The following is a 19,016-nucleotide window of genomic DNA, read 5'->3' as shown; positions in this document are numbered from 1 at the left end:
AAAATCTGCGGAATAACACCAGATGAACAGAATACTCCTGGTCGACGACGATCTTGAATTGACCCAACTGCTCACCGAAATTCTGACCCTGGAGGGATTTCAGGTCACGGTCGCCGAGGATGGTGAAGAGGGGCTGCAACGGCTGGCGGAGCAGAGCTTCGATCTGGTGTTGCTGGATGTAATGATGCCCAAGCTCAACGGCTTTGCCATGCTGACCAAGCTGCGCAAGACCCACGACACCCCGGTGCTGATGCTGACCGCCCGCGGTGACAGCCAGGATCGGGTCAACGGTCTGGAAGCGGGCGCCGACGACTATCTGGCCAAGCCGTTCGACGACAGGGAGCTGCTCGCCCGGGTACGCGCCATCCTGCGCCGAACCCAGAGCGCCCCACCCCAGCGCGGCAACTCCTCGGACGAAGTGCACTTCATGGATATCGTGCTGCAACCCGGCCTGCAGCAGGCCCGCTGCGGCGAACAACTGCTGGAGCTGACCGCCACCGAATTCGGGCTGCTGGAGTGCCTGCTGCGTAATCCCGGCCAGATCGTCAGCAAGAGCCACCTCTCCGAGCAGGTGCTGGGCAAGAAGCTGGAACCCTTCGATCGGGCCATCGACATGCACCTGAGCAACCTGCGCAAGAAGCTGCCGGACCGCACCGATGGCCAGCCACGCTTCAAAACCGTACGGGGGCGCGGGTACCTGTGGCTAGAGCAAGAATAGAGCGCATCAACTCCCTCAACGGGATCTCGACCCACATCTTCCTCTGGTTCTGGTTCATGCTGCTGGTGATGCTGGCCGCCGTGATCAGCCTGCCGACCCTGGATCCCCGTAACCAGATCCCGCTGCCGACCCACGAAGTCGCGCGGATGCAGAACAACGTGCAGGCCCTGCTCAACGCCGCCGAGCCGGATCAGGATTTCGATCTGGCCAAGGCGATGGACAAGATCGCCATGCTGCCGGTGGACAACGTCTACCTGCGCGACGAGAAGGGGCAGATCCAGTCCACCACCCATCCGCGCAAGTTCGTGGTGCGCTTTATGGTGGATGCCGATGACCCGGCCAATCCCATGCTGGGCAACGAGGATCGCAAGGCGATCGCTGGCCCCTTCCTGATGGAGCACCACGGCCATCGCTATCACGTCTATTTCGGCCTCAATGCCGAGAATCCCTACCTGTTCCTGTTCATTCAGGTGCTGGATCACCCGATCCGCATTCTGGGCATCTCGATGCTGGTCAGCACCCCGCTCTGCCTGCTGCTCGCCTGGCGGCTGACCCGCCCCATCCTGCAGTTGCAGAAGTCGGTCTCCCAACTGGCGGCTGGCAATCTGGAGGTACAGATCCCCAACCTGGGACGGGGCGACGAGATCGGCCAGCTGGCGGATAACGTCAGCCGTATGGTGGAGACGCTCAAGAGCATGATCCAGAAGCAGAAACAGCTGCTTTCCGATATCTCCCACGAGCTGCGCAGCCCCCTCACCCGGATGCAACTGGCGCAGGCGCTGATCCGCCGCAAGCAGGGTGACAGCGCCGAGCTGGCGCGGATCGAATCGGAGATCGGACGGCTGGACAAGCTGATCGGCGATCTGCTGGATCTGTCGCGGGTGCAGCAGCATGTGGAGGCACCGGTGGTGCACCCGCTGGCCGACCTGCTGGAGCCCATCCTCGAAGATGCCATGTTCGAAGCGAATCAGAGCGGCAAACAACTCAGACTGCCGCCGCTGCCCGCAGAGTCGATCCAGATGTGGCCAGAGCTGTTGGCCCGGGCGGTGGAGAACCCCCTGCGCAATGCCCTCAAATATGCCCGCGAGTTCATCAAGGTGGACTGGTATCGGGAGGGGCAGGAGTGGGTGATGACCATTCGGGATGACGGCCCTGGCGTGCCTGACGAGCAGCAGGCGCTGCTGTTCCAGCCCTTCTTCCGGGTCGATGATGCCCGCAACGCCAAGACCGGCGGCACCGGGCTGGGGCTGGCCATCGCCTCGGAGGCAATACAGCGCCACGGCGGCACCATTGCGGCCAGCAACAATCATCCCACCGGGCTGACCATCACCATCCGCTTGCCCATCGCCTGATCCTTTTCATCCGGACGGGCGCTGGGTATGCTGGCGCCCCTTCTTGGCTTTACATCTCTTTGCAGGAGCTCGTCATGCTCGATATCGTCCTCTACCAGCCGGAAATTCCGCCCAACACCGGCAATATCATCCGGCTTTGCGCCAATACTGGTTACCGGCTCAACCTGATCGAGCCGCTGGGATTTGAGTGGGATGACAAGCGGGTAAAACGGGCGGGACTCGACTATCACGAGTTTGCCGAGGTGAAGCGCTGGCCGAGCTATGAGGCTTTTCTGGCCGCCGTGGCGCCCAAGCGGGTGTTTGCCTGCACCACCAAGGGGCGCACCGCGCACTCGGCAGCACAATATGCCCTTGGCGACGCCCTGCTGTTTGGCCCGGAGAGTCGCGGCCTGCCCATCGAGATCATCGAGAGTCTGCCATTCGAGCAGCGGCTACGCATCCCTATGGTGCCCCAGAGCCGCAGCATGAACCTCTCCAACGCGGTATCTGTATTTGTCTACGAGAGCTGGCGCCAGCTCGGCTACGACGGTGCCATGTAAGCGCCACCGATGATCAGTGGCGGGCGTCGAGCAGATGCCCGCTGCGCTCCAGCCGCCAGCAAGTGACCCCCAGCGACAGACCGCGCCCCACCATCAGCGCCGCCATCGCCGCCCATAACGCGGCCACGCCCCACGCCTGACAGAGCCACCAGATCGGGAAGAAGCCGCCAAACGCGGCCAGCAACATGCTGTTGCGCATCTCCCGTGCCCGGGTCGCCCCGATGAATACACCATCCAGCAGGAAACACCAGACCGCCAGCAAGGGCATGGCGATCAGCCAGGGAAGCTGACGATGTGCCTCCGCCACCACGGCCGGAATGTCGGTGATATAGCCGATAAGGTGGGCACCAAAGAGGGCAAACACCAGGGTAAAACCACTGGCGATGAGGGCGGCCCAGCCTAGATTGAGCACGATGGCCTCCTGCAGTTTCTGCCGATCCCGCTGACCGATGGCTCGTCCTACCATGGCCTCCACCGCATAGGCAAAACCATCGAGCCCGTAGGAGATGAGCATCAGGAAGTTGAGCAGCACCGCATTGGCGGCCACCGCCACATCCCCCAGCCGTGCCCCTTGCAGAGTCATGAAGGCGAAGCAGAGCTGCAAACAGAGGGAGCGCAGGAAGATATCGCGGTTGAGGCCGAGCAGTCGCACCATGGGCGCGAGCTGTCGCCAGCGCTGCCAGCCATCCTGCCACACCGTCGGTGCCAGTTGCCGCAGTTGACGGCGTACCAGCCAGATACCGACTGCCAGCGCGCAGTAGTCCGCCATGACCGAGGCCGCCGCCACACCCCGCACCTGCCAGCCGAGCCCCAGCACAAACAGGGCATCGAGCGCCATATTGACCAGATTGGTGAGGATCAACATCACCATGGGGCTGCGGGCATCCTGCATCCCCAACAGCCAGCCCATGACCACCAGATTGCAGAGCGCCGCCGGGGCGCTCCAGATCCGTACCGCCACGTATTGGCCCGCATAGAGCTGCACCTCGGGCGAACCGCCACTCAGGGCGATCAGTCGTGGCAACAGGGGGAAGAGCAACAGCAGCAGCGTCAGGCCGAGAGCAATGGCCAGCCCCAGCGCCCGCAGCAGGGTATCGAGCTGGGCACGACCATCAGCTGCGCCGTGCGCCTGCGCCGTCAGGCCGGTGGTCGACATCCGCAAAAAGCCGAGCAGCCAGAAGATGAGGTTGATCAGGGTCGCACCGACCGAGACGCCCCCCAGAAACCAGGCCTGACCGAGATGACCGATCACCCAGGTGTCCACCAGCCCCAACAAGGGGGTGGTGATATTGGAGAAAACCATGGGCAGGGCGAGCGCAAAGACGGCGCGGTGGCGAGAGGGATCTCGCCACCAGGGGGCAACAGCTGGGGTCACGCTCAGTGGCCTGCCAGCTTCAGGATGCGGGCGAAGTCAGAGAGCATGGTGGCCATCTGCACCCGTGGCACCTGACCCGGCGCCACCTGCGGACGGAATACCGCCTGCAGCTTGCCCTTGGGATTGATGAGCACGATGGAGGCGGAGTGATCGATCAGGTAATCCTTCTCCCCCTGATTGGCTATGGAGTAGATCAGCCCCAGATTGCGCACAAACGGGAACAGCTTGTCGTGGGGGGCGGTGGCCGCCTTGAATTCGGGATTGAAGAAGGCGGTATAGGTCTTGAGGCGTGGAATATCGTCACGCTGGGGATCCGCCGAGATAAACACCACCTGGCTGTCGGGCGCCATCTTCTTCAGCTGGTCATAGACGGAGCGCATATCTGCCAGGGTGGTGGGGCAGATATCGGGGCAGAAGGTGTAACCGACAAACAGGAAGGTCCAGTGCCCCTTCAGGTTGGCAGGAGTGAACGGCTGGTTGTCCGCATCGGTAAAGGCGAAATCGTTGATATCCCGCCCCGCCGGATAGTAATCAGCCTGTTCAGGCTGCTCTGGCTGCGTGGCGTAGAACACCAGGATCAGGCAGGCTGTCAGCAGAAGAAAGAGCAGGGGATAGCGGAGCTTCATCATAACAAGAGACCCTTTCAGTTCGAGGCAGATGGCCAGCAGTGACCGGACAAGAGGGAGGCATTGTACCCCAGCGAGCCGCCAAGGTGGTTCAACCTTGTGCAACGCCCTGTCAGGAGTCGACCATTTGGCATAATTAATCGCCAGTTGCGGCCATAAAAAAACCGGCCCCCTCGGGTGCCGGTTATGGATGGATTTGTTTGTCTCTTCTGCTCAGGGGCGAGCGTTACGCCCCTGCTGCAACATCTTGCCGATGGCCCGCACGCCGATGGGAATCACGGGGGCCAGCCAGCCCTCTTCCCCCTGGCGATCACCGTGACCACGTTTGAACAGCAGCACCAGACGCACCACCTTCTCTTTCGGGCATCCCAGCCAGAGCGTCCAGTGCGAACCACGATGGTGCAGCCAGAGACCATAAAACCAGGTCATCCGGCTACCTTTGACAAAACGGGTGATTGACGATTCCGCTGGCGCAGCCCCAGCCTCTGAATCCCATGGCGATCTTGATGCCATACCAGTCCTCCTTGACCGACAGGTCATGTTGCTTCGTCGGCCTGAACTGGGAACAGGCCCGTCACGACTATCTGCAACCATCACGAGTGGTCCCCTTTGCCTAACAAGGCTCGGGATCTCCCCACTCCCCCTTCATATCCCGTGAAGGTGTACTGCCCGATTCTCGTTGTTACCGGCCCTCCCGTCCCGGCGCATTGCGATGGTCAGAGGGAGGGGCCAAGCCCTGTCTCGGCGACAGGGCACTGATCTGAGCATATATCTGAAATGGATGATTGGTAGCCGGTCGCGCAGGACAAAAATGCCGCCACCGATGATCTGTTTGATATGACAAGGAAAGTGCGCCAGAAACAGCACGACCTCCCGAAGGAGGCCGTGTGGCAAACGCAGTTGGCGGGGATGATTACATCCAGTCGGCGTTGCGGATCACCCCGACAGCCAGCCCTTCGATGGTGAGCTGCTGGCAGGAGAGATCCACCTCGATGGGGGAGAGTTCTTCATTCTCCGGCAGCAGCCATACCTGACTGCCCTTGCGCTGGAAGCGCTTGACGGTGACATCCTCATCGAGACGGGCGACCACCACCTGACCGTTGCGCACCTCCTGGGTCTTGTGCACCGCCAGCAGATCGCCATCCAGAATGCCGATGTTCTTCATGCTCATCCCCTGCACCCGCAGCAGAAAATCTGCGCGCGGATGGAACAGGGCGGGATCAACCTGATAGTGGCTCTCGATATGCTCCTGAGCCAGAATGGGTTCACCGGCAGCGACCTTGCCGATGAGCGGCAGGCCGCTCTCTTCCAGCACCTCTTCCTCTTCGAGCAACAGGCGAATGCCGCGGGACGTGCCCGGCATGATCTCGATGACCCCTTTTTTGGCCAGGGCCTTCAGATGTTCTTCGGCCGCATTGGCCGACTTGAAACCAAGCTTCTGGGCAATCTCGGCACGAGTCGGCGGCATACCGGTCTCGCTCATGTTCACCTTGATCAGCTCCAGCACTTCGGCCTGGCGGGGGGTAAGGGGTTTCATAGAATTGGCACCTGTCTTTTTATACAGCACACTGGCAGTATATACAGTGCAGTGGCCAAGGCAAGGCGCAGCTGACATTTGTCGCAACCAACCCCTCATTTACTGCTGTTTTGATCCTACGCAGCTGACTCATCGTACCTCTCGGCGACAAGGGGCTGTCGATTTGCTATGCTCACGCCGCATTTTTTTGGAGAGCAGACGCACATGTCCCTAGGACAGAAGATTTCCAGAGCCATCTTGCAATGGCCGGTCAGCGGCTTGGTCAATCACAAGAGCCTGCCGGAAAATCCCATCACAGAACTCAATCTGGATCCGGCCAGACCCATCGTCTATGCCCTGAAAACCAGTTCGATCACCGACCTGATGACCCTGCAGCAGTGCTGCGAGGATCTCGGGCTGCCCGGCCCCTTCACGCCGCTGGAACTGAACGGCCAGCTGCTGCCGCGCTATGTCTGTCTGGATCGCCCGCCTCCCCTGTTTGGCAAACGCAGCAAACCGCTCCCCTTCCTGCAGGAGTTCCACCAGCTGCTGGATCTGCACAAGCAGGATCCCGAACTCGATATCCAGGTGGTGCCCGTCACCCTGTTCTGGGGCCGCGCTCCGGGTCGGGAAGGGGAAGAAGCCTCCGGCCTCAACATCATCAGCAGCCTGGCGCCGAACCGGCTGAAGAAGGCGCTCATCGTGATCCTCAAGGGTCGCGAGAATCTGGTGCGCTTCTCGCCGCCCCTCTCCCTGCGCTACATGGCGGACAAACACGGCACCGACGAGGCCATCGCCCACAAGCTGGCACGAGTGGCCCGAACCCACTTCAGCCGCCAGCAGCTGGCCGCCACCGGCCCGAAACTGCCGAACCGCAACCTGCTGTTCAAGCAGTTGCTCGACTCCGCGGTGATCCAGCAGGCGATTGAAGAGGAGGCCCAGCGCGAGGGGATCAGCCTCGAGAAGGCGCAAAAGCGCGCCCATGGCTACATGGACGAGATCGCCTCCAACTTCTCCTACCGGCTGATCCGCCTGGGCGAGAGCTTCCTCGGCTGGCTGTGGAACAAGCTCTACCGCGGTTTGTCGGTCAATGGCGCCGAGAAGGTGCGCCAACTGGCGCAGGAAGGGCACGAGATCGTCTACGTCCCCTGCCACCGCAGCCACATGGACTACCTGCTGCTCTCCTACGTCATCTACCACCAGGGGATGGTGCCGCCCCATATCGCGGCAGGCATCAACCTCAACTTCTGGCCGGCGGGCCCGATTTTCCGCCACGGCGGCGCCTTCTTCATTCGCCGCACCTTCAAGGGCAACCCGCTCTACAGCACGGTATTCCGGGAATACCTCAACCTGCTGTTTGCCAAGGGTTACTCGGTAGAGTTCTTCACCGAGGGTGGTCGCTCCCGTACCGGTCGCCTGCTGCCGCCCAAGACCGGCATGCTGGCGATGACCCTGCAGGCGATGATGCGCGGGCTGGACAGGCCGGTCACTCTGGTGCCGGTCTATCTGGGCTACGAGCACGTGATGGAGGTGAACACCTACCACAACGAGCTCAAGGGGAGTCGCAAGGAGAAGGAGAGCTTCCTGCAGGTGCTCGGCATCCTGCGCAAGCTGCGCAACTACGGCCGTGGTTTCGTCAACTTCGGCGAACCGCTGACTCTCAACAGCTACCTGAGCGAACACATCCCCGACTGGAAAAAGCACATCGGGGAAGAGGAGCGTCCGGAGTGGATGGCGGGCACCGTCAACAATCTGGCCGAACTGCTGATGACCCGCATCAACGGCGCTGCTGCGGTCAACGGCCTGACCCTGAGCGCGCTGGCGCTGCTGGCCGCCGAGCGCCACGCCCTGACCCGCGACGAATTGCAGGCCCAGCTCAACACCTATCTGGATCTGCTCAAAGCGGTGCCTTACAGCCCGCAGAGCACCATTCCGGATGAGGATGCCAAGACCCTGCTGGATCAGGCGATGGAGCTCAACAAGTTCGAGGTGAGCGAGGACAAGCTGGGGCAGATCATCAGTCTCGACCGCTATCAGGCGATCCTGCTGACCTACTACCGCAACAACATCCTCCACCTGTTCGCCATGCCCTCTCTGGTGGCGGCATTGATCGAACGGTGCGAGGGGATCTCCCGCAGCGAGATCATGGCCCGCTGCATCGACATCTATCCGCTGCTCAAGACCGAACTGTTCCTGCGTTATGAAGAGGATGAGCTGCCGGCGCTGGTCGACAGCCTGCTCGGCGCGCTGCAGACCCAGCAACTGATCGAGACCCGCGATGACGGCTACTGGGTCAATCCGGCCAACCAGATGCGCCTGCTGCTGCTGGCGGAGAGCATTCAGGAGACCCTGCAACGCTACGCCATCGTGCTGACCCGGGTACTGGCCCAGCCTCATATCGAGGCGGAGCAACTGGAAGCGGACGGCCTGATGATGGCGGAACGCCTCGGCACCCTGCACGGCATCAACGCACCCGAGTTCTTCGACCAGAAGCTGTTCAGCACCCTGATCCACACGCTGCGCAAGGAGGGCTACCTCTCCCCAGAGTGCAAGCCGGATCTCGGCCGCTTCCAGGCGCTGGCCGACAATATAGTGCCGCTGCTGAGCAACAAGATCCGCCGTACCATTCAGGCAGGCAATCAGCTCTAATCTGCAACGCAAACAAAGAAGGCCGCATGATGCGGCCTTCTTTTTTATCGGAGTCTGCGCGGGAACATGTCACGCCAGCAGGTAGTCGAGCACCAGACCGGCAAACACCAGCGCCCCCACATAGTTGTTGTTGAGAAACGCCTGGAAGCAGGCTTCCCGCTGCCGCTCACGAATGAGCCGCTGCTGATAGACAAACAGCACCGCCGCCCCCAGCAATCCCCAGTAATACCAGCCCCCCAGCGTCATCAGCTGCCCGACCGCCAGCAACAGCAGCAGTGTCGAGAGTTGCAGTGCGCCGATGATCCGCTTGTCGTAACGGCCAAACAAGATGGCGCTAGATTTGAGGCCGATCTTGAGGTCGTCATCCCGATCCACCATGGCGTACTGGGTGTCGTAAGCCACGGTCCAGAGCAGGTTGGCGAAGAAGAGCAGCCAGGCCACCAGCGGCAGGGCATCCGCCTGCGCCGCATAGGCCATCGGGATCGACCAGGAGAAGGCCATCCCGAGCACCAGCTGGGGATTCGAGATAAAGCGCTTCATGAAGGGGTAACTCACCGCCAGCAGCAGGGCGACAAACGACAGACCGATGGTGAGCGGATTCATGGTCAGCACCAGACCAAACGAGATAAGCGCCAGCACGAAGAAGAGAGCCAGCACCTCCCACGGTTTGACTCTGCCCGTGGGCAAGGGGCGACCAGCGGTGCGTTTGACATGGCCGTCGAAGTTGCGATCCGCATAGTCGTTGATCACGCACCCTGCCGAGCGCATCAGAAAGACCCCGACCACAAACACGGTCAGCACCCAGAGATTGGGCAGGCCACCAGCGGCCAGCCAGAGCGCCCACAGGGTTGGCCACAGCAGCAGCAGAGTACCTATGGGTTTGTCGACGCGGGCCAACTGCATATAGGCAAGTCCCCGCTCCTTGGTTAACAGATTCACTCCAGCTCCTTGTCACAGACGAGAGAGGGCAGAAACAGCTCGTGCACCAGCAGTGGCCACTGCCCCAGAAACAGACGGGAACGACGCCCCCAGACAGTGGCGGCCGGGCAACGGGGATTGGCAGCAATATCGAAACGGGCCAGTTGCAGATGATCGCGGCGGGCAGGCTCATGGCCAAATACCCGCTCACCCAGCGGCTGCTCGCCAAGCTCGGCAATGCCGCTCCCTTGCAATGCGTCATCGGCAAACAGGGTCCAGCCCAGCACGGCGGGCCCACGATCCCCGTGCAGGATCACCTCGCGGCAGGTACCGGCCGGAGAGGCCGAATCCACCAGCCACTGCTCATCGGCAGTAAGGGCGACCGGGTGATTGCCCAGCCACTCCACCGAAAAGTGGCGATTGTGCTGACGCAGCCGCCGGGTCATGGAGCCGGGCTCCAGCAGCCAGGGGCGCAAGCTGGCGGGCAATTCGCAACATTCGGGGGCCAGCCACCCGCTTAACGGCGTGAGGGGAACAGTCAACTCGGACTTCACAGCTTCACCATCCAGAGATTTCCGTGTTCAGGTTAAAATCCGGTTTATTATCCGTAAATCAATAGCGAAATGTAAGAACATCCGTGCTTGACGGCCCCGATGGCAACATCAAAAATGGGTTATCTCTTGCTGATGAGCCATCTATATGAAGATATTCAAAATTCTGCTGGTGTTGTTACTGAGCTGTGGCGCCCTGCAGCAGCAAGCTCTGGCTGAAGATGAGCCGCCCGCCGAGGGCGCAGAGGGGGCTGCCAAGCCCGGTTTCTCCTACCACGCGCTCGATCCCGACATCATCACCAACTACCTGAGTGATAGCAAAACCCTCGGTTATATCCGGGTCACGGTAGAGCTGATGGCGGAAAACGAAGCCGATCTCAAGCTGCTGGAGCAGCATGACCCGCTGATCCGCGATGCCATCATCCGTCTGATTGGCAGCAAAACTGCCGATCAAGTGAAGTCCCTGACCAACCGAGAAGAGCTGCGCAAGGAGTGCGAGACAACCGTCAACGAACTACTGGTGAAAGAGACCGGCAAGAAAGCGGTGCGCGAGCTTATCTTCACCAAGTTCCTCTACCAGTAATCCCTCCCGAAACAATCGCTTATTGACATATCGGCCAATAAGCGAGCTTTGCCGGTTTATTCGAAATGAAAATCGATTACAATACGGCCGTCAAGTCGTAGAGGTAGTCGTTATGGGCAGCAAAACCCTGTGTGAATGGCGCCGTCACGAGATCCCCACCGATCTCAAGGCGTTGCGCAAGATAGTCCGCAAACCCAAGTTTGTCTGCAGCAAGTGTGCCCGCAGTGCCAATGACAAGGGTTACCTCTGCCAACCGCTGCGCTTGAAAGAGGAGTAACGCCCCTCCCTGTCAGGGCGTTATTGGTCGGTCCACCCCTGACGTCCCTGTTCGAACAATCTGCGCGCCTGGGTATCATTCGGACAGACACCGCGATACTCCTCGCCTGAACGGCCAGCCAGATAGAGATGCTCGGGGCGGCAATACCATGCCAATCCCTTCTGATGTCCCTGCTTCCACAGTTCGGGATCCACCTTCTTGCCACACTGGCCCTGATGGAACTCGATCCGCTCGGTGGTGAAGCCCAGCTTGCCATCCGCCTCCCCAACCTCACTCCACACCTTCTCGCAAGGGTCATCGTTGGAGACACAGCCACCCAGCAGGGCAGCCAACAATATGATGGAGAGTCGCATAGTCATCCTTGAGCGTCATTTGGGCAGTTCATTCTACCCAGCGCCCCGCCCCTGACCAAGGACGAACGCTCAGCCGTGTGAGCGCGGCAAAAAAATCAGGCGGGCCCAAAGCCCGCCTGTTCGTTCAATGCCGTGGTTCACTGGTCATCGAAAGGGTCATCATCCTGCCAGCTTTCGTCTTCCCACTGATCCAGCTCCTCTTCCCAGGATTCCGGCTCCCAATCATCGTCTGACGAGTCGTAATCCGGCTTGTGTCCACCCATCTTCACTCTCCTTGGATAGTTCACCCGCAATCCAATTCTATCCGGAAATGTCGGGCTCGCCAGTCGTCAGAGTTCAAAGTTTGACCAGAGTCCGGCCGGCGATCTGGCCTTGCGTGATGGCCTCGGCAGCCTCGACCACCTGCTCCAGCCCGATCTCGGTGACCGCCTGAGCAAAGAAGCTGGCTGGCAGATCCCGTGCCAGTCGCTGCCAAGCCAATTGACGACGTGCCAGCGGGCACATCACCGAATCGACCCCCTGCAGCCGCACATTGCGCAGGATAAAGGGCATCACACTGGTCGGCAGATCGAAACCGCCCGCCAACCCGCAGGCCGCCACAGCGCCGCCATAGTTCATCTGGGCCAGCAGCTTGGCCAGCACCTGACTGCCGACGGTATCGATGGCACCGGCCCATAGCTGCTTCTCCAGCGGTTTGGCGGGCACCAGCAGTTCGCTGCGCGGCACGATGCGGCTGGCACCCAGCGCAGTGAGCATGGCGCCCTGCTCTTCGGGCCGACCGGTCAGCGCTGCCACCTGATAGCCAAGGGCCGCCAGCAGGGCAACCGAGGTGGAGCCAACACCGCCTGCCGCACCGGTGACCAGCACCTCGCCACTTGCGGGAGTAATGCCCGCCTCTTCCAGCGCCAGCACGCAGAGCATGGCGGTGAGACCGGCGGTACCGATGCACATGGCCTGGCGCTCATCCAGCCCGGCGGGCAACGGCACCAGCCAGTCCCCCTTGACCCGCGCCTGTTCGGCCATGCCGCCCCAGTGCCCTTCGCCCACGCCCCAACCGGTCAGCACCACCTTGTCGCCGGGCTGATAGCGGCTGTCGGCAGATTCGAGCACGGTACCGGCGAAGTCGATACCGGGCACCAGCGGCCACTGGCGCACTATCTTGCCCTTGCCGGTGATGGCCAGCCCGTCCTTGTAGTTGATGGAGCTGTAAGCGACCGCCACCCGCACCTCACCTTCCGGCAACTGGCTCTCGGCCAGCCGGGTCAGAGTCGGAACAGTCTTGCCGTCTTGGTTTTCCAGTAACAGAGCCTTGAACATGGTTGCCTCTTTGATGATGTGTGAAACGGGGATCAGCTGCTTTGACGCTTTTGCAGTTGAAAATCGAGAGCCAGCGCGGTGCCCATCATGGGTTCAGTCGTTCTCCAGCGCGGTGAGACAATGAGAGAGGGTGCATGCCAGGGCTCCCTGATTGCGCAGCACCACGGCGCGGGCCTGCTCGCCCATCTCGCGGCGGGCGTTGCCGTCGGCAAACAGCTGGCTCACCCGCTCGCCCAGCTCGGCGGCATCGGCCACGATGGCGGCGCCCCCCTGAGCCACCAGCTGGCGGGTAATGTCGCTGAAGTTGAAGTAGGCAGGGCCGGTCAGGCAGGGCTTGCCGAGCGCCGCCGGCTCCAGCAGGTTGTGACCGCCGATCTTCACCAGGCTGCCGCCGACGAAGGCCACATCGGCCGCCGCCAGCATCAGCGGCAGCTCACCCATGGTATCGCCGAGATAGACCTTATCCCCGGCACTCACCGCAGCACCATCAGTGCGCCGCACGCAGCCATAAGGGGCACACAGCTCGGCCACCCGGTCGAACCGCTCGGGGTGGCGCGGCACCAGAATGAGCAGCGCGTCGGGATGGCGTTTGAGCAGCAGCTCGAAGGCGGCCAGCACCTGCTCGTCCTCACCCAGATGGGTGCTGGCGGCGATCCAGACCGGCCGCTCGGCGCCCAGCTGCTGGCGCAGGGCGCGACCTTTGGCCTGCACCTCGTCACCAAACTGGATATCGAACTTGATGGAGCCGGTCACCGCCAGCCGCGAACGCTCGATGCCGAGGCGGGCGAAGCGGTCGGCGTCATCCTGATGCTGGCAGAGCAGATGGGTCAGCGGCCGGCTCAGGGCATCGAAGGCGCCGTGGAAGCGGGCATAACGCTGGCAGGAACGCTCGGAAAGACGGGCGTTGATGATGGTCACCGGCAGGTGGCGCGCCTCACAGGCGGCCAGCCAATTCGGCCACAGCTCGGTCTCCATCACCCAGAGCGCGCGCGGCTTGAAGGTGTCGAGAAAGGCGGCAATGGCCCAGGGGTAGTCGAGCGGCGCGTAGCGATGGATCACCAGATCCCCCAGCTTGGCAGCCTGATCGGCACCGGTGCGGGTGGTGGTGGTGAGCAGGATCGGCAGATCGGGCCGCTCCGCCTTGAGGGCGCGAATGAGCGGCGTGATGGCCAGCGTCTCCCCCACGCTCACCGCATGGATCCAGAGCGGCGCCTCCTGTCCGGTGGCGGGCTGCCGCCCGAGATGCTCGGCCCAGCGCTTGCCAAAGCCGGGCTTGCCTTTCTTCGGCTTGTAGAGGGCCAGCAACGCCAGCGGCAATCCGAGATGGATCAGCAGGTTGTAGAGCAGACGGTAGGGCATCTTACTGACTCTGCTCCAGCTTCTTGCAGGCATCGACCACCTGCTCCGGCGCCAGGTCGATCAGGCACTTGAGATGGCCGAACTTGCAGGTGCGCTTGAAGCAGGGGCGGCACTCGATGTCGGTGTGAACGATCTCGACCCGATCCGCCAGCGGCGGGGTATAGAGCGGCGAGGTGGAGCCATAGACGCCCACCAGCGGCCGGTTGAGAGCGGCGGCGATGTGCATCAGGCCGGAGTCGTTGGAGATGACCCGGCTGGCCAGCGCCATCAGATCGATCGCCTCGTGCAGGCTGGTCTTGCCCGCCAGCACATGGCAGTTGGGGCGAGTCAGCAGGTTGACCCGATCCCGGATGGTGTTGGCCACCGGTACATCCTTGTTGGAGCCGAAGATCCACACCTGCCACCCCTCGTCCAGATGCTGCTGGGCCACCACGGCATAGTGCCCTTCCGGCCAGCGCTTGGCCGGGCCAAACTCGGCACCGGGGCAGAGCACCAGCACCGGGCGGGCGCGATCCAGCCCCAGTCGCTCCAGCGCCTTGCTCTGGTTGACCAGATCGACGTGCAGAGAGGGATGGAGAATGGTCGGAATATCGGCCCGGCTCTTCATCTGCTCCTTGGGATAGGCGAGCGCCAGATAGCCCTCCACCATCAGCGGGAAGGCGGACTTGTTGCTGCGCATATCGTTGAGCAGGCCGAAGCGATGCTCCCCTTTCCAGCCGGTACGCACCGGAATGCGGGCAAACCAGGGGATCAGCGCCGATTTCATGGAGTTGGGCTGGACGATGGCCTGATCGTACTTCTCGGCCGCCAGCTGCTTGCCGAGGCGGCGGCGCGCCACCAGCTTGAAGTCACCGTGGCCAAGGGGCATGGTGATCGCCTTGTCCACCTCCGGCATCCGCTCCAGCAGGGCGCAGCACCAGGCGGGAGCCATCACGTGCAGCTCGCACTCGGGATGGTTGGCCTTGATCGCCTTGTAGAGACTCTGGGACATCACCATATCGCCGACCCAGGAGGGGCCGATCACCAATATTTTCATTACGCGTCTTCTCTCGGGTCTGGCCCGGCGGTTAATCATCACTGGGCGAGATTATGCCCCAAGAATGGTCGGATAAATAACAGAAGATCCTTGGTAGTCGCCTCTGCTTTGCCTCGGCCGGGCGAGATTACGCGCCACAAGCAGCGGCCGGATAAATAACAGAAGCTCCTTGGTAGTCGCCTCGGCCAGCCGCCACCCGGGTCATGCCCCGGCCACGCTTTTAGGCTAGAATGGGCGCCAATTCGAGCATGTCCCGCCAGACGGGCAACAACCGAGAGCCCCATTTCGTGAAAAAACCGACTCTGGCTGCCGTTCTGATCGTCAAGAATGAAGCCGACAACCTGCGCAAGTGCCTCGCCTCCCTCGACGGACTGGTGGACGAGATCGTCATTCTGGACTCGGGCAGTCAGGACGAGACCCCGGCCATCGCCGCCGAATTTGGGGCCCGTTTCTTCGTCAACGCCAAGTGGCCGGGCTTTGGCAAACAGCGCCGACTGGCCCAGTCCCACGTGCAATCCGACTGGGTGTTGTGGCTGGATGCCGACGAGCGGCTCACCCCCGAGCTGAAAACCGCCATCGCCAACGTGATGGCCAATCCGGCCAGCGACACCATCTACTCGCTGCCGCGCCTCTCCTGGGTCTTTGGCCGCTTTATCCGCCACAGCGGCTGGTATCCGGATCGGGTGCTGCGCCTCTATCCCAAGGCACTCACCAGCTACAACGAGGCGCTGGTGCACGAAAAGGTGGAAGTACGGGCCAACATGAAGATCGTCAACATTCATGGTGACCTGCTCCACTTCACCTATCGGGATCTGGAGCACTATCTGGTGAAATCCGCCGGTTATGCCCGCGCCTGGGCCGATCAGCGCACCGCTCGCGGCAAGAAGGGCTCTCTCAGTCAGGGGCTGATCCACGCTGTCGGCTGCTTCCTCAAGATGTACCTGCTCAAAGCGGGTTTCCTCGATGGCAAGCAGGGGCTGCTGTTGGCGATCCTCTCCGCCCACTCCACCTTCGTCAAATACGCCGACCTCTGGGTGCGCCAACAGCCGCAGCAGCCGGAATAACCGTCATACGAAACAGGGCCCCACGGGGCCCTGTTTGCATTGCTGCATACGTTATTTGCGCCAGAAAGGCGCCGCCCAGCGGGCCATCACCGGCACCATGGTCTTGGGATCGAGCTGGCTCATATCCTCAGGATGGTCGCTATCCTCCGGCGGGCTGAAGGCAAGGTGGCGCCCTTCGCTGTTGAGGGGCTTCCAGCGCAGCGGAGTGGCGGAGCGGCGCATCGGGAAGAAACCGATGGTCGGCACGTCGAGCGCCCCAGCGATATGGAGCGGGCCGGTACTGCCGGCGATAAACAAAGCGGCGTTGGCCAGCACCTGACAGAACATCGGCAGACCATCGCTGGAGCGGTAGATCCAGCCGTTGCCGCCGTGAGCCAGTAGCTCGGCTGCCAGCTGTTCAGCCATCTTCTCCTCGCCCGGGCCTGCGGTCAGCACGCACTGCAACTCGGGGCAGGCCTGATTGAGCTTGATGATGATGCGGGCGTACTGCTCGATGGAGAGGTTGTTGGCCGAGCCACCGCTGCCGGCGTGTACCATCAGCCAGGGGCGGCTGGCATCGAGCTTGAGCTTGAGTGCCAGCTGTTCGCGCACCTGCCGCAGAGTCTCCTCATCGAACTGCAGGAAGGGGGTCGTGGGCTCCACCACGGCCACCTGCTGATCGGCCAGGAAGCGGCGGATCAGCTCCAGGTTGTACTCGGACTCCGGCTTCTGGGAACGGGAGCGGCGCTGCACCAGTCGCTGGTTGTAGAGCACCTGCGCCAGCTTGGTCGCCGGCGCCAGCCGGTAAGGGATATGTGCCTTCCACACCAGCATGGCGTTGCGGGAGTTGGAGAAGAGGCAGATGGACGCGTCGAACGCCGCCGCCTTGATCCGGGCCAGCAGTGCCCGCTGTTGCTCCTTGTCGGCTCGCACGCCCGGATCGATGATCACCTCGTCAATCCAGGGGCAGAGCCGGGCCAGCGGCGCCGTGTAGGCCGGAACCAGGGCAGTCACATGACACTCCATGGAGCCTTTGAGCATGGCGAAGCTAGGCCACGCCAGCATGAAGTCACCAATCTTGTCATTGCGAACGACCAGAATACGTTTCATAAAAAATCCCTTTGCTCCCTGTCACCAATGCAAGGAGGCTTGATGCGCGATGGCGTATTCTTGCCTGATGCACTGCTATTCTCAAGCGACGACCTTATAATGCGACCAAATTTCCAGGTTGCAGGACCACAAAGATGACTACCAGGGTGATCTATCCCGGGACATTTGATCCCGTTACCAATGGCCATGCCGACCTGATCGGCCGCGCCGCCAAGCTGTTTGACGAGGTGATCGTCGGTGTCGCCAACAGCCCGAGCAAGCGCCCGCTGTTCGATCTGGCGGAACGTGTCCAGCTTGTCCAGCAAGTGACCAGCACGCTTCCCAACGTCAAGGTGGTCGGCTTCTCCGGGCTGCTGGTCGATTTTGCCAAAGAGCATCAGGCCAACGTGCTGATCCGTGGTCTGCGCGCCGTCTCCGACTTCGAGTACGAGTTCCAGCTGGCCAACATGAACCGCCGCCTGATGCCCACGCTTGAGAGCGTCTTCCTCACCCCGGCCGAGGAGAACTCCTTTATCTCCTCCACTCTGGTGAAAGAGGTGGCGCTGCACGGTGGCGACATCCGCCAGTTTGTCGACCCCGTGGTGGCGCAGGCCATCGCCGCCAAACAGCAGCAGCGCTAATCCCTCCCCTGATGGGCAGAAACGAACAAGGGCTACCCGCGGGTAGCCCTTGTTCGTTTCTGTCTCGCTATGGAGAGGTCAGCCTGCTTGCCGGTTACTTACGGGCAAACCGCTCGCTCATCTCCTGCACCAGCTGATCGAGCCACTCGTAGCGGCGCCGATACATGGCCCGCTTCTTGGAGGCGATCTCCTCCAGCGGCTTGCGCGGCTGGGCTTGCAGAGCGACGAAGTTGGCATCCACATCCCGGGCGTCGAACTCCTGCCACAGCTCGTCATAATCGGCCTGCAAATTGGCTTTCTGCTTGCTGCTATAGCGCTTGGCCTGAAACACGTGGGCCCGCTTGCGCACCGCCAGCACCTCCGCCGCCCCCATGCTCCGCGCCAGTTGCAGCACCAGCTGCACCAGCAGGGATTTGGGCCGCAAGCCGTGTCCCTCTTTGGTCAGCTCGCGCACCCGATCCTGGGCATTGTCGACCGCAGGCTCCGGCCCCTGCATGGAGCCGATCATCAGAATCAAACGATCCACGCTGCCCGCCAGCGAAAAGGCGCAGCTGTAGAGGCGCTGCCCCTCGCCGTTGACGATAGAGAGCGCCAGCTCGGCCTCGCGGCGGAAGGTGCCATCGTGGCGCAGCAGAATGCGGCAGTCACTCTGGAGATAGCGCCCCAGCGCGATCCCCTCGCCCAGATAGAGCGGCTCAATCAGCTGCGGGTAGCACTCCAGCAGCAACCGATAGTGATTTTCCAGCATCTCGGCCCGTTGACGGGCGCTGGCACAGGCGAAGCGATAGGGACGCATCGGCTTGTCGAGCAGCTCGGGATAGACAGCTGGCAGCGCCTTGAGCGAGTCGCACTGAAACAGGCTGAAGACCCGGCTCAGCGACTTGCGATAGAGCAGGCTGCGCAGCACGAACTTGCCGCGATTGAAGGTTTTCCGGTCACATCCCTCGGGGTAGAGGAAGCGGGCCATGGATTTTGCGCAATAGCGCTCCTGCCGGGATAAATATTCCCAGTCTATTGATTTAACTGTCATTTTTATATTCTCAAACCGCCTGAACGGTCGGGATACTAGTGACA

General features: G+C 61.8%; 21 protein-coding genes. 8 read left to right on the top strand and 13 right to left on the bottom strand.

Annotated elements, in window-relative coordinates; all coding sequences use genetic code 11:
* The first annotated feature begins 22 nt into the window (after positions 1-22).
* From AB5Y83_RS02845 to trmL, 3 genes are all read left to right on the top strand, one after another.
* Positions 23-718 (top strand): response regulator, encoded by a 696-nt coding sequence (locus AB5Y83_RS02845; protein ID WP_005339549.1) that lies wholly within the window; start codon positions 23-25, stop codon positions 716-718.
* On the top strand, positions 700-2,070 hold the full coding sequence (locus AB5Y83_RS02840; RefSeq protein ID WP_005339547.1) for an ATP-binding protein: 1,371 nt from the start codon (positions 700-702) through the stop codon (positions 2,068-2,070). The genes AB5Y83_RS02845 and AB5Y83_RS02840 overlap by 19 nt, the downstream gene beginning before the upstream one ends.
* A gap of 74 nt (positions 2,071-2,144) precedes the next feature.
* On the top strand, positions 2,145-2,609 hold the full coding sequence (trmL, locus tag AB5Y83_RS02835) for a tRNA (uridine(34)/cytosine(34)/5-carboxymethylaminomethyluridine(34)-2'-O)-methyltransferase TrmL (protein WP_368174667.1): 465 nt from the start codon (positions 2,145-2,147) through the stop codon (positions 2,607-2,609).
* Between the two features lie 13 nt (positions 2,610-2,622).
* Here the strand turns inward: trmL and dinF are convergent, their stop codons facing one another.
* The 4 genes from dinF to lexA form a co-directional block, all read right to left on the bottom strand.
* Entirely contained in the window at positions 2,623-3,984 is a 1,362-nt protein-coding gene (gene dinF / locus AB5Y83_RS02830) for an MATE family efflux transporter DinF (protein ID WP_368174666.1), read from the bottom strand.
* 2 nt (positions 3,985-3,986) lie between these two features.
* Entirely contained in the window at positions 3,987-4,613 is a 627-nt protein-coding gene (locus AB5Y83_RS02825; protein ID WP_005339543.1) for an SCO family protein, read from the bottom strand.
* A gap of 210 nt (positions 4,614-4,823) precedes the next feature.
* Positions 4,824-5,039: a hypothetical protein gene (locus tag AB5Y83_RS02820; protein WP_019446524.1), complete on the bottom strand. Its 216-nt coding sequence runs from the start codon at positions 5,037-5,039 to the stop codon at positions 4,824-4,826.
* A gap of 484 nt (positions 5,040-5,523) precedes the next feature.
* Positions 5,524-6,147, bottom strand: coding sequence for a transcriptional repressor LexA (gene lexA / locus AB5Y83_RS02815; RefSeq protein WP_005339540.1), 624 nt, complete (start codon positions 6,145-6,147; stop codon positions 5,524-5,526).
* Between the two features lie 204 nt (positions 6,148-6,351).
* On the opposite strand from lexA, the gene plsB reads away from it, so the two are divergent.
* Complete coding sequence (gene plsB, locus AB5Y83_RS02810; RefSeq protein WP_164536707.1) at positions 6,352-8,775, top strand: glycerol-3-phosphate 1-O-acyltransferase PlsB; 2,424 nt, start codon at positions 6,352-6,354, stop codon at positions 8,773-8,775.
* Positions 8,776-8,844: 69 nt separating this feature from the next.
* Here the strand turns inward: plsB and ubiA are convergent, their stop codons facing one another.
* Positions 8,845-9,714, bottom strand: a complete 870-nt coding sequence (gene ubiA / locus AB5Y83_RS02805; protein ID WP_005339536.1) for a 4-hydroxybenzoate octaprenyltransferase — start codon at positions 9,712-9,714, stop codon at positions 8,845-8,847.
* Positions 9,711-10,247, bottom strand: coding sequence for a chorismate lyase (locus AB5Y83_RS02800; RefSeq protein WP_005339534.1), 537 nt, complete (start codon positions 10,245-10,247; stop codon positions 9,711-9,713). Before AB5Y83_RS02800 ends, ubiA begins: the two co-directional genes overlap by 4 nt.
* A 145-nt stretch (positions 10,248-10,392) precedes the next feature.
* On the opposite strand from AB5Y83_RS02800, the gene AB5Y83_RS02795 reads away from it, so the two are divergent.
* Both AB5Y83_RS02795 and AB5Y83_RS02790 read left to right on the top strand, forming a co-directional pair.
* The gene (locus tag AB5Y83_RS02795) at positions 10,393-10,827 is read left to right on the top strand and encodes a flagellar basal body-associated protein FliL (protein WP_279489937.1); all 435 of its coding nucleotides are present in this window, start codon (positions 10,393-10,395) and stop codon (positions 10,825-10,827) included.
* 112 nt (positions 10,828-10,939) lie between these two features.
* Positions 10,940-11,104, top strand: coding sequence for a hypothetical protein (locus tag AB5Y83_RS02790; protein ID WP_005339525.1), 165 nt, complete (start codon positions 10,940-10,942; stop codon positions 11,102-11,104).
* Positions 11,105-11,124: 20 nt separating this feature from the next.
* On the opposite strand, the gene AB5Y83_RS02785 is transcribed toward AB5Y83_RS02790, so the two are convergent.
* From AB5Y83_RS02785 to waaF, 5 genes are all read right to left on the bottom strand, one after another.
* The gene (locus AB5Y83_RS02785; protein WP_042054791.1) at positions 11,125-11,457 is read right to left on the bottom strand and encodes a DUF2799 domain-containing protein; all 333 of its coding nucleotides are present in this window, start codon (positions 11,455-11,457) and stop codon (positions 11,125-11,127) included.
* A gap of 137 nt (positions 11,458-11,594) precedes the next feature.
* Positions 11,595-11,720: a hypothetical protein gene (locus tag AB5Y83_RS02780; protein ID WP_255940094.1), complete on the bottom strand. Its 126-nt coding sequence runs from the start codon at positions 11,718-11,720 to the stop codon at positions 11,595-11,597.
* A gap of 73 nt (positions 11,721-11,793) precedes the next feature.
* A complete protein-coding gene (locus AB5Y83_RS02775; protein WP_368174665.1) occupies positions 11,794-12,774 on the bottom strand; it encodes an MDR family oxidoreductase in 981 nt (326 codons plus the stop codon).
* Between the two features lie 93 nt (positions 12,775-12,867).
* Entirely contained in the window at positions 12,868-14,133 is a 1,266-nt protein-coding gene (gene waaA, locus AB5Y83_RS02770; RefSeq protein WP_368174664.1) for a lipid IV(A) 3-deoxy-D-manno-octulosonic acid transferase, read from the bottom strand.
* Position 14,134: 1 nt separating this feature from the next.
* Entirely contained in the window at positions 14,135-15,169 is a 1,035-nt protein-coding gene (waaF, locus tag AB5Y83_RS02765) for a lipopolysaccharide heptosyltransferase II (RefSeq protein WP_368174663.1), read from the bottom strand.
* A 287-nt stretch (positions 15,170-15,456) separates the two neighbouring features.
* Here waaF and AB5Y83_RS02760 point away from each other — a divergent pair, with 287 nt between their 5' ends.
* Complete coding sequence (locus AB5Y83_RS02760) at positions 15,457-16,233, top strand: glycosyltransferase family 2 protein (protein WP_033136376.1); 777 nt, start codon at positions 15,457-15,459, stop codon at positions 16,231-16,233.
* Positions 16,234-16,284: 51 nt separating this feature from the next.
* Here the strand turns inward: AB5Y83_RS02760 and AB5Y83_RS02755 are convergent, their stop codons facing one another.
* Positions 16,285-17,322 (bottom strand): glycosyltransferase family 9 protein, encoded by a 1,038-nt coding sequence (locus AB5Y83_RS02755; protein ID WP_088868146.1) that lies wholly within the window; start codon positions 17,320-17,322, stop codon positions 16,285-16,287.
* A gap of 134 nt (positions 17,323-17,456) precedes the next feature.
* Here AB5Y83_RS02755 and coaD point away from each other — a divergent pair, with 134 nt between their 5' ends.
* On the top strand, positions 17,457-17,942 hold the full coding sequence (coaD, locus tag AB5Y83_RS02750; RefSeq protein ID WP_005342079.1) for a pantetheine-phosphate adenylyltransferase: 486 nt from the start codon (positions 17,457-17,459) through the stop codon (positions 17,940-17,942).
* A gap of 94 nt (positions 17,943-18,036) precedes the next feature.
* On the opposite strand, the gene AB5Y83_RS02745 is transcribed toward coaD, so the two are convergent.
* A complete protein-coding gene (locus AB5Y83_RS02745) occupies positions 18,037-18,972 on the bottom strand; it encodes a VirK/YbjX family protein (RefSeq protein ID WP_323916117.1) in 936 nt (311 codons plus the stop codon).
* Between the last annotated feature and the right edge of the window lie 44 nt (positions 18,973-19,016).

Source organism: Aeromonas sp. R5-4, from assembly GCF_040908215.1.
Lineage (GTDB): Bacteria > Pseudomonadota > Gammaproteobacteria > Enterobacterales > Aeromonadaceae > Aeromonas > Aeromonas veronii.
The sequence above is the reverse complement of the archived record's forward strand: the minus strand, read 5'-3'. Positions and strand labels throughout refer to the sequence as shown.

Coding starts and splice junctions, on each gene's coding strand:
- plsB (WP_164536707.1), top strand. CDS start 6,352: ATGTCCCTAGGACAGAAGATTTCCAGAGCCATCTTGCAATGGCCGGTC.
- waaF (WP_368174663.1), bottom strand. CDS start 15,169: ATGAAAATATTGGTGATCGGCCCCTCCTGGGTCGGCGATATGGTGATG.
- AB5Y83_RS02785 (WP_042054791.1), bottom strand. CDS start 11,457: ATGCGACTCTCCATCATATTGTTGGCTGCCCTGCTGGGTGGCTGTGTC.
- AB5Y83_RS02825 (WP_005339543.1), bottom strand. CDS start 4,613: ATGATGAAGCTCCGCTATCCCCTGCTCTTTCTTCTGCTGACAGCCTGC.
- trmL (WP_368174667.1), top strand. CDS start 2,145: ATGCTCGATATCGTCCTCTACCAGCCGGAAATTCCGCCCAACACCGGC.
- AB5Y83_RS02780 (WP_255940094.1), bottom strand. CDS start 11,720: ATGGGTGGACACAAGCCGGATTACGACTCGTCAGACGATGATTGGGAG.
- AB5Y83_RS02755 (WP_088868146.1), bottom strand. CDS start 17,322: ATGAAACGTATTCTGGTCGTTCGCAATGACAAGATTGGTGACTTCATG.
- waaA (WP_368174664.1), bottom strand. CDS start 14,133: ATGCCCTACCGTCTGCTCTACAACCTGCTGATCCATCTCGGATTGCCG.
- AB5Y83_RS02820 (WP_019446524.1), bottom strand. CDS start 5,039: ATGACCTGGTTTTATGGTCTCTGGCTGCACCATCGTGGTTCGCACTGG.
- coaD (WP_005342079.1), top strand. CDS start 17,457: ATGACTACCAGGGTGATCTATCCCGGGACATTTGATCCCGTTACCAAT.
- AB5Y83_RS02790 (WP_005339525.1), top strand. CDS start 10,940: ATGGGCAGCAAAACCCTGTGTGAATGGCGCCGTCACGAGATCCCCACC.
- AB5Y83_RS02775 (WP_368174665.1), bottom strand. CDS start 12,774: ATGTTCAAGGCTCTGTTACTGGAAAACCAAGACGGCAAGACTGTTCCG.
- AB5Y83_RS02745 (WP_323916117.1), bottom strand. CDS start 18,972: ATGACAGTTAAATCAATAGACTGGGAATATTTATCCCGGCAGGAGCGC.
- AB5Y83_RS02795 (WP_279489937.1), top strand. CDS start 10,393: ATGAAGATATTCAAAATTCTGCTGGTGTTGTTACTGAGCTGTGGCGCC.
- AB5Y83_RS02845 (WP_005339549.1), top strand. CDS start 23: ATGAACAGAATACTCCTGGTCGACGACGATCTTGAATTGACCCAACTG.
- lexA (WP_005339540.1), bottom strand. CDS start 6,147: ATGAAACCCCTTACCCCCCGCCAGGCCGAAGTGCTGGAGCTGATCAAG.